General features: G+C 61.2%; 16 protein-coding genes. 7 read left to right on the forward strand and 9 right to left on the reverse strand.

The window, feature by feature from the left end:
- Positions 1-100 precede the first annotated feature (100 nt).
- Together LIS66_RS21005 and LIS66_RS21010 are read right to left on the reverse strand one after the other, a co-directional pair.
- Positions 101-1,552 (reverse strand): aldehyde dehydrogenase family protein, encoded by a 1,452-nt coding sequence (locus tag LIS66_RS21005; protein WP_227972977.1) that lies wholly within the window; start codon positions 1,550-1,552, stop codon positions 101-103.
- Positions 1,549-3,186 carry a 5-guanidino-2-oxopentanoate decarboxylase gene (locus LIS66_RS21010; protein WP_042607332.1) on the reverse strand — a complete coding sequence of 546 codons (1,638 nt, stop codon included), beginning with the start codon at positions 3,184-3,186 and terminating at the stop codon, positions 1,549-1,551. The genes LIS66_RS21005 and LIS66_RS21010 overlap by 4 nt, the downstream gene beginning before the upstream one ends.
- A gap of 227 nt (positions 3,187-3,413) precedes the next feature.
- On the opposite strand from LIS66_RS21010, the gene LIS66_RS21015 reads away from it, so the two are divergent.
- Positions 3,414-4,295, forward strand: coding sequence for a LysR substrate-binding domain-containing protein (locus tag LIS66_RS21015; RefSeq protein WP_042607333.1), 882 nt, complete (start codon positions 3,414-3,416; stop codon positions 4,293-4,295).
- A 196-nt stretch (positions 4,296-4,491) separates the two neighbouring features.
- On the opposite strand, the gene LIS66_RS21020 is transcribed toward LIS66_RS21015, so the two are convergent.
- Positions 4,492-5,106: an NAD(P)-dependent oxidoreductase gene (locus tag LIS66_RS21020; protein WP_042607334.1), complete on the reverse strand. Its 615-nt coding sequence runs from the start codon at positions 5,104-5,106 to the stop codon at positions 4,492-4,494.
- Between the two features lie 45 nt (positions 5,107-5,151).
- Positions 5,152-6,030 (reverse strand): MBL fold metallo-hydrolase, encoded by an 879-nt coding sequence (locus LIS66_RS21025; protein WP_042607335.1) that lies wholly within the window; start codon positions 6,028-6,030, stop codon positions 5,152-5,154.
- Positions 6,031-6,143: 113 nt separating this feature from the next.
- Here LIS66_RS21025 and LIS66_RS21030 point away from each other — a divergent pair, with 113 nt between their 5' ends.
- The gene (locus LIS66_RS21030; protein WP_216594656.1) at positions 6,144-7,049 is read left to right on the forward strand and encodes a LysR family transcriptional regulator; all 906 of its coding nucleotides are present in this window, start codon (positions 6,144-6,146) and stop codon (positions 7,047-7,049) included.
- A gap of 217 nt (positions 7,050-7,266) precedes the next feature.
- Positions 7,267-7,443 (forward strand): hypothetical protein, encoded by a 177-nt coding sequence (locus LIS66_RS21035; protein WP_173867352.1) that lies wholly within the window; start codon positions 7,267-7,269, stop codon positions 7,441-7,443.
- Between the two features lie 125 nt (positions 7,444-7,568).
- Here the strand turns inward: LIS66_RS21035 and LIS66_RS21040 are convergent, their stop codons facing one another.
- Positions 7,569-8,459: a helix-turn-helix domain-containing protein gene (locus LIS66_RS21040; protein WP_042607337.1), complete on the reverse strand. Its 891-nt coding sequence runs from the start codon at positions 8,457-8,459 to the stop codon at positions 7,569-7,571.
- Positions 8,460-8,635: 176 nt separating this feature from the next.
- Between LIS66_RS21040 and pobA the strand changes: the two genes are divergently transcribed.
- Both pobA and LIS66_RS21050 read left to right on the forward strand, forming a co-directional pair.
- Positions 8,636-9,829, forward strand: coding sequence for a 4-hydroxybenzoate 3-monooxygenase (gene pobA, locus LIS66_RS21045; protein WP_042607338.1), 1,194 nt, complete (start codon positions 8,636-8,638; stop codon positions 9,827-9,829).
- A 78-nt stretch (positions 9,830-9,907) separates the two neighbouring features.
- On the forward strand, positions 9,908-11,425 hold the full coding sequence (locus tag LIS66_RS21050) for an MDR family MFS transporter (RefSeq protein ID WP_042607339.1): 1,518 nt from the start codon (positions 9,908-9,910) through the stop codon (positions 11,423-11,425).
- Positions 11,426-11,549: 124 nt separating this feature from the next.
- Here LIS66_RS21050 and LIS66_RS21055 read toward each other — a convergent pair whose 3' ends face one another.
- The 4 genes from LIS66_RS21055 to LIS66_RS21070 all read right to left on the reverse strand — a co-directional run bounded on the left by LIS66_RS21055 (position 11,550) and on the right by LIS66_RS21070 (position 15,481).
- Positions 11,550-12,398 (reverse strand): cache domain-containing protein, encoded by an 849-nt coding sequence (locus LIS66_RS21055; protein ID WP_042607340.1) that lies wholly within the window; start codon positions 12,396-12,398, stop codon positions 11,550-11,552.
- 129 nt (positions 12,399-12,527) lie between these two features.
- The gene (locus LIS66_RS21060) at positions 12,528-13,385 is read right to left on the reverse strand and encodes an ATPase (protein WP_042607341.1); all 858 of its coding nucleotides are present in this window, start codon (positions 13,383-13,385) and stop codon (positions 12,528-12,530) included.
- A 116-nt stretch (positions 13,386-13,501) separates the two neighbouring features.
- Complete coding sequence (locus LIS66_RS21065) at positions 13,502-14,494, reverse strand: NAD-dependent epimerase/dehydratase family protein (RefSeq protein ID WP_042607342.1); 993 nt, start codon at positions 14,492-14,494, stop codon at positions 13,502-13,504.
- Positions 14,495-14,593: 99 nt separating this feature from the next.
- Complete coding sequence (locus LIS66_RS21070) at positions 14,594-15,481, reverse strand: LysR family transcriptional regulator ArgP (RefSeq protein ID WP_042607343.1); 888 nt, start codon at positions 15,479-15,481, stop codon at positions 14,594-14,596.
- A gap of 96 nt (positions 15,482-15,577) precedes the next feature.
- On the opposite strand from LIS66_RS21070, the gene LIS66_RS21075 reads away from it, so the two are divergent.
- Together LIS66_RS21075 and LIS66_RS21080 are read left to right on the forward strand one after the other, a co-directional pair.
- Positions 15,578-16,180, forward strand: a complete 603-nt coding sequence (locus tag LIS66_RS21075) for a LysE/ArgO family amino acid transporter (protein WP_016773432.1) — start codon at positions 15,578-15,580, stop codon at positions 16,178-16,180.
- A 176-nt stretch (positions 16,181-16,356) separates the two neighbouring features.
- Entirely contained in the window at positions 16,357-16,953 is a 597-nt protein-coding gene (locus LIS66_RS21080) for a superoxide dismutase (protein ID WP_016773431.1), read from the forward strand.
- Positions 16,954-17,192 lie beyond the last annotated feature (239 nt).

Consider the following 17,192-nt stretch of genomic DNA (forward strand, 5'->3'; position numbering starts at 1 on the left):
GAATCCATAATCGACTCGATTTTTCAGGTCGGCGAACATCGCAAGACACCTCGGTCGGCTCCCTCTCCCTCGGGGAGAGGGCTGGGGTGAGGGTCGGCTTTTACACCGCTCGAATCACATGCTTGATCTCCTGAAACGCCGCCAACCCCCAAGGCCCCAGTTCGCGGCCAATACTGCTCTGCTTGTATCCGCCCCACGCCGTCTGCGGGAAGATCACCTGCGGTGCATTGATCCACACCAGCCCCGCCTGCAACCCATTGGCCACGCGATCTGCTGCGGCGGCATCGCGCGTCACCACACTCGCCACCAGGCCGAACCGGGTGTCGTTGGCCAAGGCAATTGCTTCGGCCTCGCTGCCGAAACTGCGCACACACACCACCGGCCCGAAAATCTCCTCTCGCCATAACGCGCTGTCCAGCGGCACGTCGGTGAACACCGTCGGTTGCAGAAAATAGCCCCGCGGCAAATCTGCCGGGCGATTGCCGCCACAGAGCAAACGCGCCCCCGCACTCAAGCCGCGATCAATATGTCCGAGCACCCTTTGGTATTGCGCCTGATTGACCAGCGCGCCCATCTCCACGTCCGGGTCGAACGGATCGGCGACCCGAATCGCCTGCGCGCGTTTTTGCAGACGCTGAAGGAATTCATCCATCAATTGCTTGGCGACCAGCACCCGACTGGTGGCCGAACACATCTGCCCGGCGTTGAAGAACGCACCGCCACACGCCAGTTCCACCGCCAGATCAACATCGGCATCCGCCAGCACCAGCAACGACGATTTGCCACCGAGCTCCAGGCTGACTCCCTTCACGGTTTCGGCAGCGCGTTGCATCACCTGCACGCCAACTGCGTTGCTGCCGGTGAAGGAGATTTTGGCAATACGTGGATCCGCCGACAACGGCGCCCCCACCGCCAGACCAGTACCGCAAACCAGATTGAACACGCCGTCGGGCAAACCGGATTCAGCGATGATCGCCGCCAGTTCCAGCTCCGGCAACGGCGTTACCTCGGACGGCTTCAGCACCACGCAGCAACCGGCGGCCAGCGCTGGTGCGAGTTTCCATGCGGTGGTGACCATGGGGAAATTCCACGGCACGATCAGCCCGACCACGCCGCACGGCTCACGACGCAGGCGCGCGCTGAAATCCGCGCTGGGCAGCGGCACATGGCTGTCCTGTTTTGCGTCGAGGCCTTCGGCGAGTTCGGCGTAATACTCGAACGTGGCGATCACGTCATCGACATCGATCGCCGCTTCGAACTGCGGTTTGCCGTTGTTGCTCGATTGCAGGTTCATCAAATGCTCGCGACCCTTGCGCACGCCATTGGCAATGGCGCGCAGGATCGCAGCGCGCTCGGTGCCGGTGGTCTGCGACCAGTGTTTGAACGCTTCGCACGCGGCGCTGATCGCTTGATCGACGGTCTGTTCGTCACCGCCATTGACCGTGGTCAGCAGCGCCTCCGTAGCGGGGTTGATCACCCGCAGGTGTTCACGGCCCGATGACCATTGGCCGTTGATGTAGAGGCCATCGAGTGTGGTTGGAAAATTGCTCATGGGGCCACCGCCTGCATCCACTGGTTCTGGTCGATTTCAATCAGCGTCGGGCCTTGCCGGTCCGTCGCCTTGCGCAGCGCTGCGCGCAGTTCGTCGACGCTGCTGATGGCTTGCGCGGCGCAACCGAGGCCCTTGGCCACGGCGACGAAGTCCGGGGTGTAGATGTCCACGCCGACCGGTTCGATGGCGCGGTTGACCATGTACTTTTTGATCTCCTCATAACCCTGGTTATTCCACAGCAGCACGATCACCGGCACCCGCGCTTCGACGGCGCTGGCCAGTTCCGGCAGAGTGAATTGCAAGCCGCCGTCGCCGATCAGGCACACCACGGGCGGACGGGCGCCGTTATCGAGTTGTCCACCGAGCCACGCACCAATCGCCGCAGGCAACGCATAGCCGAGGGTGCCGTAACCGGTGGAGGCGTTGAACCAGCGGCGGGGACGCTCGGGGTTGAAAGTGAGGTTGCCGGTGTACACGGGTTGCGTGGAATCGCCGACGAACACCGCGTCGGGCAATTCATGCAACACCGTTTCAAGGAAGCGGGTTTGCGCCAGCGTCGGCGCATCCCAGCTCGCGGCCAGCTCATCGCGCAAGCGCGCAGCCCGAGCGTGGCCCCAATCATCGCGGCGCTCGGCCAGCGGTTTTTGCATCAGCGTGCTGAGCAATGCCTGCGCGGCGTTGCGCGAATCAGCGACCAGTGCGACGTGCGGCGGGAAGTTGCGCACGGTCTGATCGGGGTCGATGTCGATGCGCAGCAGCCTGCCGGGAATCTCGAAGCCGCCAGCGAACGTGACGTCGTAATCGGTCTCGGCCAGCTCGGTGCCAATCGCCAGCACCACATCGGCCTCGGCAACCAGTGCGCGGGTGGCGACCAGGCTTTGCGTCGAACCGATCAACAGCGGATGGCTGGTCGGCAGCATGCCTTTGGCGTTGATGGTCAGCGCCACTGGAGCGTCGAGCAGTTCGGCGAGTCGCGTCAGCTCCGGCGCCGCGTCGATAGCACCGCCGCCGGCGAGAATCAGTGGCCGTTGCGCGCTGGCGAGCAGTTCGCTCATGCGACTCACGGCAGCCGGTGCGGCGCCGGCACGGTCGATGTTCACCGGCATGCTGGCGAGCAATTCATCGGCCTCCTCCACCAACACGTCCAAGGGAATTTCGATGTGCACCGGACGCGGTCGCCCGGCCTGGAACAAGGCAAACGCACGGGCCAGCACCACCGGCAACTCGGCGGCAGACATCAGCGTGTGCGAGAACGCTGCAACGCCCCCGACCAGTGCGCTCTGGTTCGGCAGCTCATGCAACTTGCCGCGGCCACCGCCCAACTGATGGCGCGACTGCACGCTGGAGATCACCAGCATCGGAATCGAATCGGCGTAAGCCTGGCCCATGGCGGTGGTGATATTGGTCATGCCCGGGCCGGTGATGATGAAACACACACCGGGTTTGCCGCTGGTGCGCGCATAGCCGTCGGCCATGAAGCCGGCACCCTGCTCATGGCGAGGCGTGACGTGGTTGATGCTCGAACGGGCGAGGCCTCGGTACAGCTCAACGGTGTGCACACCGGGAATGCCGAACACCTGCTCGACCCCGTAATTCTCCAACAGCCTGACCAGTACTTCGCCGCACGTTGCCATGTTGATTGCCCTTTCTCGTTCGCTGAAACACAGCTTGTGCAGGAGTGAGCCTGCTCGCGTTAGCGTCATGAAATTCAACATTGCGGTGACTGACTCACCGCTATCGCGAGCAGGCTCACTCCTACAGAAAAGCCGTGGAATGCGTTCATTGGAACGGTGCACAACTGGCAGCAACAATCGATTAAAAGTCATACTAGCCATGTCCTCCCGTCATACCTCGGATCGCCATGAAACGCCTGCCTCCCCTGCCCGCTCTGCACACGTTCTGGATCACCGCGCAATGTTGCAACTTCACCCGCGCCGCCGAGCAGTTGCACATCACTCAGGGCGCGGTGAGCCGGCAGATCGCCGGGCTGGAGGAACAGCTCGGTTATCCGTTGTTCATTCGTCTGGCCCGCGGTCTGGCGTTAACGGCCGAAGGCCGCGAATGGCTGCCGCAGGTGGAAAAGGTCTTCGGACTGATCGGCGAAGCGACCGAGCAGATCGGGCTCAAACATCAGACTTTGCAACTCAAGGCCCCGAGCTGCGTGATGCGCTGGCTGCTGCCGCGTCTGCTGCAATGGCAGAAGGAGCGCCCGGACGTGCCGGTAAAACTGACGGCCTCGCTGCAACACGGTGTGGATTTTCAGCGCGAGCAATTCGACGCTGCCGTGATCTACGGCTCGCCACCGGATAATTCGCCAGGCGCGCTGCATCTGTTCGACGAGCAACTGACACCGGTCTGCTCGCCGCAATTGCTCAAGGGCTCGCCCGCGCTGAATTCACCGGAGGATCTGCAGGCGCATCTGTTGTTGCACCCGACCCACGACCTTCAGGACTGGTCGGTGTGGCTCGATGCGGCGGGTTTGCAACTGAGTAACCTGGGTAGCGGGCAGCATTTCGAAACGCTGGATCAGGCGATGTCGATGGCCTCCCATGGCACAGGCGTGGCGATCGGGGACTGGTCGCTGATTGGTGATGATCTGAACGCCGGGCGGCTGGTGATGCCGTTTGCGTTGAAGGTGAAGACGGGGTTGGCGTATTACGTGGTGGTGCCTGCTGCAGCCAAGCCCTCGCCGCAGTTGGAAGAGTTGATGCTTTGGCTGGTTGAGCAGGCACATTTGCGCTGAAGCTTCTCCCCTCACCCTAGCCCTCTCCCCAGGGAGAGGGAACTGATTGGGGGATGCTCAAGAAATTCATCGACCTGACACAGCCGCGCCGAATCCATAATCGACACGGTCGTTCAGGTCAATGCGTGATCCAAGACAACTCGGTCGGCTCCCTCTCCCCCCGGGAGAGGGCTGGGGTGAGGGGAAAAGTCTTGACTCAATATCCGACCGTATAACGCTGGCGCGAATGCTTCGGCGTTTCCACTTCGTCAATCAGCGCAATCGCGTAATCGGCAAACGTGATCCAGCTACGCCCTTGCGCACTGACCAACAGATGATCCTTGCCGACACGGAAGGTGCCACTGCGCTCACCTTCGACAAACTCCGCCGACGGCGACAGGAAAGTCCAGTCCAGTTCCTGTTCCTGACGCAACGCTTCAAGAAACGCCGCCCCCGCACTCGCCTCGGTTTTGTACTCGGCCGGGAACGCGGCACTGTCGATCACCCGCGTGTCATCCGGCAGCAACAGCGAACCGGCGCCGCCCACCACCAGCAAGCGTTTAACGCCCGCCTGCTTGACCGGCCCGACAATCGCCGAGGCCGGCACGGTGGCGAAATGCGCTGCGCTGATCACCACGTCGTGACCGGCTACCGCCGCCTGCAGCGCCGCCGCATCCAGCACGTCGAGATTTTTGCTGACGACACCGGCGCGATTACCGATCTTCGAAGTATCGCGGGCAATGGCCGTGACGCTGTGACCGCGACGCAGGGCTTCTTCCAGCAGTTGGCTACCGGCACGTCCGGTGGCGCCGATGATTGCAATCTTGCTCATGAGATTCTCCAGTTGGCTTGAAAAGGCTGCGTGTTCAGGTTCGGCTTACCACTGCATCTCACCCTTGGCGACTTTCGCGCTGAGTTCCAGCGAGCTTTCCTCGCCAAGTTGCGGGTAGCGCTTTTTCATCGCCGCGATCAACGCAGCAGAATCTTTGGCCTTGGCGGTTTCGGCATCGAAGGCCTTGATGTAATCAGCGGTGAATTTCACGCTGTCCAGCGAGCGGCTGCTATCACCCAGGTAATGGCCAGGCACCACGGTTTGCGGTTTCAGGCTTTCGATGGTGTGCAAGGTGTGCAGCCAGTCGGCGTGGGATTGCGCAGTCTGGGTGTCGGCCATCCACACATGAATGTTCTCGGCGACCACCACGCCGCCGACCACCGCCTTCAGCGACGGAATCCACACGAAGCTGCGATCCGGCTGTTTGCCGTCGAGGCCGATCACCTGCAACTTCTGCCCTTCGAGGGTCAGGCTGTCGCCCTTGAGCACGTCCGGGACGATGGTTTTCGCTGGCACATCGGCACCCATTTTCGGGCCCCAGTAGGCCAGTTTGCCATCGACGGTGTGCTTGATGTGATCAACGGTCGGCTGCGAGGCCAGCACTTTCGCCTGTGGAAATGCTTGGGTCAGGGTGTCGAGACCGAAGTAGTAATCCGGATCGCCGTGGCTGATGTAGATGGTGGTCAATTGCTTGCCGCTGGCGCGGATCTTTTCCACCACCTGCTCGGCTTGGGATTTGCCGAATTGCGCGTCGACCAGAATCGCCTCTTTCTCGCCACTGACCAGCACCGAGCTGACCGGGAAAATCGCCTGGGTGCCCGGGTTGTAGATATCGAGGCTCAGCTCGGCAGCGGACGCATGGGCGGCAAAAGCGAAAAATGCTGAGGCGAGCAGCACGCGTTTGAACTGGGTGAAACCGATCATCTGTTGCTCCGAGTTTCGAATGCCAGGTTGGCGATGCAACAGAGCTTAGTTGCCAGACTCAGTACAAAAAATGCGATGCTTGAACATAGTTTGTTTCTGAAAGCGGGCAAATCATGGATCGGCTTCAAGCAATGCGCGTATTCGTCACGGTGGTGGATCTGGGCAGCCAGTCAGCGGCGGCCGACCACCTCGACCTGTCGCGGCCGGTGGTCTCGCGCTATCTGGCGGAGCTGGAAGACTGGGTCGGCGCGCGGCTGATGCACCGCACCACGCGCAAACTGAGCCTGACCGCCGCCGGCAGCGAAATCCTCCCGCGCTGTCGGCAGATGATCGACCTGTCGCACGACATGCAGGCCGCCGTCAGCGAACCCGATGACGCCCCGCGCGGACTGCTGCGGATCAGCGTCAGCACCTCGTTCGGCCAGGCGCAACTGGCCGATGCCATGGCGGCATACGTCAAGCTCTACCCAGGCGTGAGCATCGATCTGCAAATGCTCGACCGCACGGTGAATCTGGTCGATGAACGCATCGATCTGGCGATTCGCACCAGCAACGATCTCGATCCGAATCTGATCGCCCGACGCCTGACCGTTTGTCGTTCGGTGGTCTGCGCAGCGCCGGCTTACCTGCGAGAGCATCCGGCGCCGCGGACAGTTGTAGATCTGAGCCGACACAATTGCCTGACCCATTCCTACTTCGGCAAGAGCCTGTGGCATTTCGAAGAGGATGGCCAACCGGTCTCGGTGCCGGTGCAGGGCAATATCAGCGCCAACGAGGCCAGCACCCTCCTGCGCGCAACCCTGGCCGGCGCGGGTGTGGCGATGCTGCCGACCTACCAGGCCGGGGTGCACATTCACAACGGCGAACTGCTGCGTTTGCTGCCACATGCCGAACCGCGACAGATGAACATCTACGCGGTGTACGCCTCACGCAAACACATGCCCGCAGCGCTGCGCAGCCTGCTCGACTTCCTCGTACAGCGTTTTCCGGAGAACCCCGCGTGGGATGCCGGCCTGTAAAGCAATCCCTTGTAGGAGTGAGCCTGCTCGCGATAGCGGTATTTCTGTCGGCACAGCGGTGACTGACACACCGCTATCGCGAGCAGGCTCACTCCTACAGGGGCTCATCAGTGTGCTGAATGGCCAGGTAAATCCTCAAGCGAACTCGCTGGCAAGTGTGCACCGCTGACCTATGCTCAAAGTAATACCGCAAGGTAGACGTTCAGAGGTCTACGCCATGAACATCAAAACAAAAAGGTACGCCGCGATTTTCATCACCTGCGCCGCCACGCTGGCGTTGTATGGCGCCGCTGCCTGGCGGGTCGAGCAGTTACGCCAGCTGCCGCGCGAGTATGCGAGCTGCAACTATGAGCGGTGTATTCCGCACAATGCCACGCTGAATGCATTGCGCTGATTGACCTGGGCTGGAATGCAATCCCTGTGGGAGCGAGCCTGCTCGCGAATGCGCTGTGTCAGCCAGCATCGTTGCTGAATGAAAGGCCGTATTCGCGAGCAGGCTCGCTCCCACCGGGGGTGTTCTCAGGATTGCTGCTCGGCCTTCAAGCGGTCGCGGAATGCCTTTGGCGAAATCCCCACCCGGCGGCGGAACAGGCGCGTGAAGTTGGTCGGGTCGGAAAAGCCCAACAACTCCGACATCTCGTAAATGGTCATGCTGGTGTAGGTCAACAGGCGCTTGGCTTCCAGCAACTGGCGCTCGTGCATGATCTGCAACGCCGGTTGCCCGGCCAGTTCACGGCAGGTGCCGTTGAGGTGCGATACGGAAATGCCCAGGCGATGGGCGAGGTCTTCCACTTTGACGTGCTGGCGGTAAGTCTCTTCCACCAACTGAATGAAACCGTTGAGGTACTCGCGCTGACGTTGTGGGCGCTGACTGGCCTTGTGGCGGACGATCGCCTGACGGCTGACCCAGACCATGATCACGCTGACCAGCGAATGCATGAGCATTTCCCGCGCTGGTTGATGGCCGTTGTACTCGGCCTGCAACGCTGCAAACAGACTGTTGAGGTAATCGCCGTCCTCGCCGGCCGGGTAGTTTTCCGCCCGGGCCAGGGCGTGTACCGAGTCGCCCAGTTGCGCCTGCAAATGGTTGATCAGTGGCGTCGCCAGGGTGACGATGAAGCCCTCGACGTCCTCGGAAAAGCGAAAACCGTGCACCGACAACGGTGGCAACACCTGAATCGCAGGCGTCTCGAGTTGCGTGCGCTGGCCTTCGATTTCAAGCTCTGCCTGACCTTTGAAAACGAATAGCAGCTGGCACAGATCCGCATGGCGGTGAGGTTTGATTTCCCATTGATGTTCGCGACTGCGCGAGGAAATGGTTTCACAGTGCAGCAAGTCCGGGGTCGGCCAGTCCAGGCTTTCACCATAGAGCTTGAACACCGGAATCGAAGGCAGGGCAGGCTTGTTCATCACTTCAATCCAGGCCTCGGGTTTATGGGCGATAATCGCACCGATTGGCAGAATGTACAGGTATCGGCTCAGTTTTCACCTTCAATTGACAGACCCGCAAGGGAAAAATGCAAGCACTCGATCCATAAAATCATTCACCGGCTATTGCTGCGTGAAGCTTGCGAGTCATAAAAACAATGAAAACCCTGAAAACCCAAGTCGCCATTATCGGCGCCGGTCCTTCCGGACTGCTCCTCGGCCAGTTGCTGCACAACGCTGGCATCGACACCCTGATCCTCGAACGCCAGACCCCTGATTACATTCTCGGGCGCATCCGTGCCGGTGTGCTTGAACAAGGCATGGTAGAGCTGCTGCGTCAGGCCGGGGTCGGTCAGCGAATGGATGCCGAGGGCCTGATTCATGGCGGATTCGATCTGGCGCTGGACGGTCGTCAGGTGCATATCGACCTGCACGCGTTGACCGGTGGCAAAACCGTAATGGTCTACGGCCAGACCGAGGTCACCCGCGACCTGATGGCCGCTCGTCGGGAGGCCGGCGCGCCGACTATTTATCAGGCGAGCAATGTCGTTCCCCACGACATGAAAAGCGACGAAGCTTTTGTCACCTTCGAAAAGGACGGTGAATCGTGGCGCGTCGACTGCGATTACATCGCCGGTTGCGATGGCTTCCACGGCGTCGCGCGGCAGTCGATTCCTGTCGATTGCCTGAAGATCTTCGAGCGGGTTTATCCGTTCGGCTGGCTGGGCATTCTTGCCGACACACCACCCGTTCACGATGAACTGGTCTACGCCCGTCACGAGCGCGGCTTCGCCTTGTGCAGCATGCGTTCGGCCACCCGCACGCGTTATTACCTGCAAGTGCCAGCGGATGAAAACGTCGATGACTGGAGCGATCAGCGTTTCTGGGATGAGTTGAAAAACCGCCTGCCGGTGGCCCTCGCGGAAAAACTGGTGACCGGCCCTTCGATCGAAAAAAGCATCGCGCCGCTGCGCAGCTTTGTCGTTGAACCGATGCAGTACGGCCGGATGTTCCTGGTCGGCGACGCCGCGCACATCGTCCCGCCCACCGGTGCCAAAGGCTTGAATCTGGCGGCCAGCGATGTCAGTACGCTGTTCAATATTCTGCTGAAGGTCTATCGAGAAGGTCGTAGCGATCTGCTGGAAAAATATTCAGAGATTTGCCTGCGTCGGGTGTGGAAAGCCGAGCGGTTTTCCTGGTGGATGACGTCGATGCTGCATCGCTTCGACGAGCACGATGAATTCAGCCAGCGCATCAGCGCTTCGGAACTGGACTACTTCGTCAGCTCGGAAGCCGGGCAGAAAACCATTGCAGAAAATTACGTCGGGCTCCCGTACGAGGCTATCGAATAGCCTGCTATCGACTTACACTGGCGAGCACTTACCCGCTCGCCTTGCCCGTGCGGGTCAATCACTGCCCGCAGGTTTTCCGTGACCACTCTCAATCAGCCTGAAACGCCCAAACCGGCCATTCGCAGCGTGCTGGTCGCCTTGATGATGGCGATCTTTCTTGGTGCGCTGGACCAGACCATCGTCGCCGTGTCGATGCCGGCGATCTCCGCGCAGTTCAAGGACGTCAGCCTGCTGGCCTGGGTGATTTCCGGTTACATGGTGGCGATGACCGTCGCGGTGCCGATCTACGGCAAGCTCGGCGACCTGTACGGGCGACGCAAACTGATGCTGTTCGGCATGGGCCTGTTCACCCTCGCCTCGTTGTTCTGCGGCATGGCGCAAAGCATGGAGCAGCTGGTGCTGGCGCGCATTCTTCAGGGCATCGGTGCTGGCGGCATGATCTCGGTGAGTCAGGCGATCATCGGCGACATCGTCCCACCGCGTGAACGCGGGCGCTATCAGGGTTACTTCAGCAGCATGTACGCCGTGGCCAGCGTTGCCGGGCCGGTGCTCGGCGGCTACATGACCGAATACCTGTCGTGGCGCTGGGTGTTTCTGATCAACCTGCCGCTGGGCCTCGGCGCGTGGTGGGTGGCGCGGCGCAACCTGCGCGGCTTGCCGATTCCGCAGCGCAAACCGGTGATCGATTACCTCGGCACGGTGCTGATGATCATCGGTCTGACTGCATTGCTGCTCGGCATCACCGAAGTCGGCCAGGGCCATTCATGGCGCAGCAGCGAAGTGCTCGGCCTGCTCGCCTGCGCCGTGATCGTCCTGGCGTTGTTCGTCTGGCATGAGCGCCGGGCACGCGAGCCGTTGCTGCCGATGCACCTGTTCGCCAACCGCAATGCCCTGCTGTGCTGGTGCACGATTTTCTTCACCAGTTTCCAGGCCATCTCGCTGATCGTGCTGATGCCGCTGCGCTTTCAAAGCGTCACCGGCGCCGGCGCCGACAGCGCCGCGTTGCACTTGCTGCCGCTGGCGATGGGCTTGCCGATCGGCGCCTATTTCGCCGGCCGCCGCACGTCGATTACCGGACGCTACAAACCGCAGATTCTCACCGGGGCGATCCTGATGCCGATCTCGATTCTCGGCATGGCCTTCAGTCCGCCGCAAGCGACGTTGCTCAGCGGGTTGTTCATGTTGCTCAGTGGTATTGCCGGCGGCATGCAGTTCCCGACCTCGCTGGTCGGTACGCAAAACTCAGTGGAACAACGCGACATCGGCGTCGCTACCAGCACCACCAACTTGTTTCGCTCACTGGGCGGTGCGGTAGGCGTGGCGTTGATGTCGGCGCTGTTGCTCGCGTTGCTGCACGACTCCAGTTTCGCCCACCTGGCGAACAGTTCGCTGATCAGCGAAGGGCATTCTGGCAATGTCCTGCTCGATGGCCTGAACGCCGCGCCGGGGGATGCACAGAACGCCCTGCGCGCGGAACTGCTGGTGACCTTCCGACACTTGCTCTGGGTCAGCACGGCGGTGTCGCTGCTGGGGCTGGCGGCGGCGATTGCCATGCCGAACAACCTGCTGCGCGGGCGCGAGCACGACGCGAAATAGCACAAGCACCGCAAAACCCTGTAGGAGTGAGCCTGCTCGCGATGACGGTATGCCTGTCGACATCATTGTTGTATGAAACACCGCATCACGAGCAGGCTCACTCCTACAGAGGAACGGCGTTCGCTCAAGGGCTGTAGTAACCCACCGCAACGAGGAAGTGCCCGACCTTTTTCAGGTAGGCATGCTTGTCCTCGATCTTGCCGGTCACCGGGTTTTTCCAGCGATATTCGTATTCGCCTTCATCCTGTTTGCCGATCAGCGCCAGAATCGGCTCGCCCACCGGCTTGCCTTCCGGGTCCTTGACCTTGCCAAAATCAGTGTTGATCAAGCGCAGGTTGGTGCCGTGTGCGACGTAACGCTGGTTGTTCAGATCGACCACGAACACATACAGATCGTCCTGCAGATAACCGCCCTTGAGCGAGTTGATCGCGGTCAGCGTGCCCTTCTCGTCCTTGCCCAGATCCGTCGCGGCTTTATCCAGCAAGGCCTTGGCCTGCTCGGCAGATGCCCGCGGCAAGTAGTAACCGACGGCAAGAATGCGCTGGCCGACGCGCTGATAGAACACATGCTTGCGCTCGACCTTGCCGTCGGCCCAGTTCTGCCAGCGGTATTCGGCCTGCTGGATGCCGTTGCCTTCCGGCACCTTCAGCGCGTCCTTGAACGCCTTCTGCAGATCCGGCCCGAGCACTTCGCTGACATCGCGGCCGATCAGCGCCGAAGACGGCCCGCCACTCGCAAGCATGACGCCCTTGGTGTCGAGGACGAAGACATAGCGATCCTTGTCGACGAATTCGCCCTGGCGGCTGAACGCAGCGAACGCCTTGTCGCCATTGTCGTGGTAGTAGGCCAAGGCTTTTTCCAGCAGGGCGATGGCCGCCTGACTGTCATCCTTGGCGGCGGTGGCGGCGCTGGCCTGGCCGAAACCGGCCAACAACAGCAGGCCGAGCCAGGCCACCTTATGCAAAAACCCCATAGCGCATCCCTCGTTCTTTTTGGTGTTTCAAGAGCGTAGACGGCTTGCGGTCATGTAGAGATATTCAGAGCATTTCTGAACATTGCGCCGTGAGGCTGACAAGCAATGCTCGCCAGCCTCGATCGGCGCTTACGGGCGGGAATTGATCTGTTGCTGCAGGTTCTGGATCTGCGCCTGCAAGGTGTTGAGGTTGCGGGTCATCTGCGCGCGGAACGCATCGAACTCGGCGGTATTGCCGCCACCCTGTGGCGCGGCCGGGCGATTGTCCTGCTGACTTTTCAACACCACGATGTCCTGCTCCAGACGATCGATCGCCGCGCTCGGGTTGCCCTGTTTCTTCAGCGCCGCGATATCGGCGCCGAGGCTCTTGAACTGGGCATCGAAAGCTTTCAACTGCGCATCGACCTTGCTGGTATCGGCCGGCGTGCTTTTGATGGTCGCCAGTTCGGCGCTCAGGGCTTTGACCTGCGCCTGCAATTGCGTATTGGCGTTCTGCTGTTCAGTGGTCTGCGCGGTCATCTGCGCCAGACGCTTGTCCAGCTCGCTGGCCTGACCGGCCACGCCTTGCTGCTGCTTGCTCTGATCGAGCAATTTGCCTTCGAGCTGTTTGATCTGCAGCTTCAGCGCTTCGCTGTCGCTGCTGACGTTGCTCTGGCTGGCGACGACCTTGCCGGAAATATCCTGCAGGCGCCCCGCCGCTTCTTCGCTGATGCGCGCAAAGCTTTCCTGAGTGGCGACCAGTTGCTGCTCCATCAGCGAAATCTGCTGGAAGCTCCACCAGGCCAGGCCGATGAAGGCGAAAAACAACGCGCCGACCAGCGCCCACAGCGGCCCGGTGCTGGAGGTCTTGACCTTGACCACGGGCGCTGTGCGCGAATGCACGGAAGTGCGGGGGCTGGGCGCGATGTCATCGTCGTCGAACGGATCGGCGCGCAGGCTTGGCACGTTATCGAAATCGTCGTCGTGGGCATCGTTTCGCATGGACATTGAGGCAACCTTTGGCAAACGCGGTGATGGCTAAATGCTGCGAAGTATAACCGCCGCAGCCGCAGGCATTGACCCTCAAGCCGCAACGCGGTTCATTGCCGCCCGGCCGAATCGTTTCAACGAATGTCCTGAGCTTTCCACCACGCACAGAACTCATCGAGGGCAGCCCACAGGCTGACTTTCGGGTCGTAGTCGAGATAATGCCGGGCGCGGCTGATATCCAGGGTGAAATTTTTCTTCATGACTTGCATGCCGAGGCGCGACAGGGTCGGCTCCGGACGTCCGGGCCAGAGCATGCACGCGCCCTCATTGAGCGCCGCGACGCTGTAGGCCAGACCGTAAGAGCGATATTTGCGCACCTGATCGACGTCCATCCGCCGCATCACGTAGTTGACCACGTCCCACAGCGGCACCGGCGTACCGTTGCTGATGTTGTAGGCCTTGCCCAGCGCCGAGCCAGCCGCCAAGAGGCTGCTGAGCATGACTTCGTTGAGGTTCTGCACGCTGGTGAAGTCGACCTTGTTCAAACCGTCGCCGATGATCGCCAGACGGCCCTTGCGCTGCATCTTCAGCAGTCGCGGGAAGATGCTCATGTCACCGGCGCCGGTGACGAAACGCGGGCGCAGGGCGATGGTTTCCAGACCGAACTCCTGTGCGCCGAAGACTTTTTGCTCGGCCAGATATTTGGTCGCGGCGTAGGGATGCTTGAAGCGCTTGGGCACTTGCTCTTCGGTCAGGCCGAGATGGTCACGGCCATCAAAATAGATCGACGGCGACGACAGATGCACCAGCCGCCGCACGCGCTGCTTGAGGCAGGCTTCGACAACGTTTTCGGTGACTTGGACATTGCCCTGATGGAAGTCCTGATAACGCCCCCACACGCCGACGGCACCGGCGCAATGCACCACCGCTTCGACGTCGCGGCAGAGGTCGCGTACCAGATCGGCGTCGGTCAGATCGCCCGGCACAAACTCCGCACCCCGGCGCACCAGATGCTCGACGCTCTCGGCCCGGCGACCGTTGACCCGCAGTTCAAGGCCCTGCTCCAGGGCGAAACGCGCAAAGCGCCCGCCAACAAAGCCGCTGGCGCCGGTAACCAAAATCTTCATCAAAAACTCCAGGGGAGCAGCTGCAAGCCTCGAGCTTTCAGCTGCAAGTTGAAACGGTGTTTGTTCTTGCCGCTTGCAGCTTGACGCTTGCCGCTGCGTTCAAGCCACTAGCCATTGCTTTGAGGCGCGCAGCAGTTGTTCGGTGAGCAGGTTCAGCAACTGGCCGCCATTGCGCCAATGATGCCAGTACAACGGCACGTCGATCGGTTTATCTGGCAGCAATTCGCGCAGCACGCCGCGCTCCAGCTGTTCGCGCACTTGCAGTTCCGGCACCAGCCCCCAGCCCAGGCCGGCTTCGGTCAGGCGAATGAAGCCTTCGGAGGACGGGCATAAATGGTGCTCGAACGCGCCATCGACGCCCAACAGCGCCAGGTAGCGATGCTGGAGGAAATCGTCCGGGCCGAACACCAGTGCGGGGGTGCGTGGAAGCTGTTCGGCGCGTACGCCATCGGGAAAATGCCGGGCGATGAAGGCCGGACTGGCGAGCGCGCGATAGCGCATGGCACCGAGCAACACGCTGCGTGCGCCGGCCACCGGGCGCTCGCTGGCGCACAGGCATGCGGCCACTTCACCGGCACGCATGCGCTTGAGGCCGACGGTCTGGTCTTCGACGATCAGATCGAGCAACAAATGCTGCTCGGCGCAGAAATCGCCAACGGCGCCAGCCCACCAAGTGGCAAGGCTATCGGCGTTGAGGGCGATGCGCAGGCGATCCGGCAGGCCTTCTTCGTCCAGCGCCGGTACCGCCGATTGCAAGTCGCGCTCAAGCAAACGCACCTGCTGCACATGGTTGAGCAAGCGCCGGCCGATTTCGGTCGGCGATGGCGGTGTTTCGCGTACCAGCACCGGCTGGCCGACGCGCGCCTCGAGCAACTTGATGCGCTGGGAGATCGCCGACTGCGACAGGCCGAGAACCTGTGCAGCGCGATCGAATCCGGCCTGCTCGACCACCGCGGCCAGCGCAGAAAGCAATTTATAGTCGAACATCAGTTTTCCTAATGGGCGATCAGTACTATTGGTTTTTCTTATACAGCGCCACACCGGAGAATAGCCAGCAAGCACTCTCTTTCAAGGATATTTTCCATGTGGCAAAGCTATGTAAACGGCCTGTTGGTGGCGTTCGGCCTGATCATGGCGATCGGCACGCAGAACGCGTTTGTATTGGCGCAGAGCCTGCGCCGTGAACACCATTTGCCCGTGGCGGCATTGTGCGTGGTGTGTGACGCGATTCTGGTGGCGGCCGGGGTGTTCGGCCTGGCGACGATTCTCGCGCAGAACCCGACCCTGCTGGCGATTGCCCGTTGGGGCGGCGCGACCTTTTTGATCTGGTACGGCAGCCAGGCGCTGCGCCGGGCCTGCTCCAAGCAGAGCCTCGAGCAAGGCGAGAACCAGACCGTACGCTCCCTGCGCGCGGTCATGCTCAGCGCGTTGGCGGTGACATTGCTCAATCCCCACGTTTATCTGGATACGGTTTTATTGATCGGCTCGCTGGGCGCGCAGCAATCGGTGCCCGGCGCTTATGTAGTCGGCGCGGCGAGCGCCTCGCTGCTGTGGTTTTTCACCCTGGCTCTCGGCGCCGCATGGCTGGCACCGTGGCTGGCCCGGCCGAGCACCTGGCGCATTCTCGATCTGGTGGTGGCGTTGATGATGTTCGCCGTGGCCGCGCAGTTGATCATCGCCGGATGAATTAATGCTGAAGGCTCTGGAACCTCTATCCCACACAGTTGTTGCGTGGTTAAGGCGCGACCCCGGTGCTATGATCCGAACCCTGCGCCGCAAAGAGTAAAAACTCGCCGGTGCATTTCCGGCCGCCCGTGATCGGCCTTGCGCTCACCGCAACAGACCTGATTAGGAGAATCATCATGGCTTTCGAATTGCCGCCGCTGCCCTACGCACACGATGCCCTGCAGCCGCACATCTCCAAGGAAACCCTGGAGTTCCACCACGACAAGCACCACAACACCTACGTCGTGAACCTGAACAACCTGGTGCCAGGCACCGAGTTTGAAGGCAAGACCCTGGAAGAGATCGTCAAGACTTCCTCGGGCGGTATCTTCAACAACGCCGCTCAGGTCTGGAACCACACCTTCTACTGGAACTGCCTGGCGCCAAACGCCGGCGGTCAGCCAACCGGCGCACTGGCAGATGCCATCAACGCAGCGTTCGGTTCGTTCGACAAGTTCAAGGAAGAATTCAGCAAAACCTCGATCGGCACCTTCGGCTCCGGCTGGGGCTGGCTGGTGAAAAAGGCTGACGGTTCCCTGGCCCTGGCCAGCACCATCGGCGCCGGCAACCCGCTGACCAGCGGTGACACCCCGCTGCTGACCTGCGACGTCTGGGAACACGCTTACTACATCGACTACCGCAACCTGCGTCCGAAGTACGTTGAAGCGTTCTGGAACCTGGTCAACTGGAAGTTCGTGGCCGAGCAGTTCGAAGGCAAGACCTTCACCGCTTAAGCTGCGCGCCAGACAGGAAACCCGGCTTCGGCCGGGTTTTTTTATGCCTTGCGCATGGCGTTTGTCGCACGGCAAAAACAGCTTCGCGCCGTTTGCTGCCAGCCGACAGCCGACTACCATCAGAGACAGGAAAAAATCTTTGACCCGGTGCTCAAGTTGCGGGCCACTGCAACCGACACAGTAATTCAGAGCTATTACTCAAATGACGACATCGCGGCCAGGATACCGGCGAATTTTCC

The sequence above is a fragment of the Pseudomonas sp. HN2 genome (assembly GCF_020736465.1).
In the GTDB taxonomy this organism is placed as follows: domain Bacteria; phylum Pseudomonadota; class Gammaproteobacteria; order Pseudomonadales; family Pseudomonadaceae; genus Aquipseudomonas; species Aquipseudomonas moraviensis_A.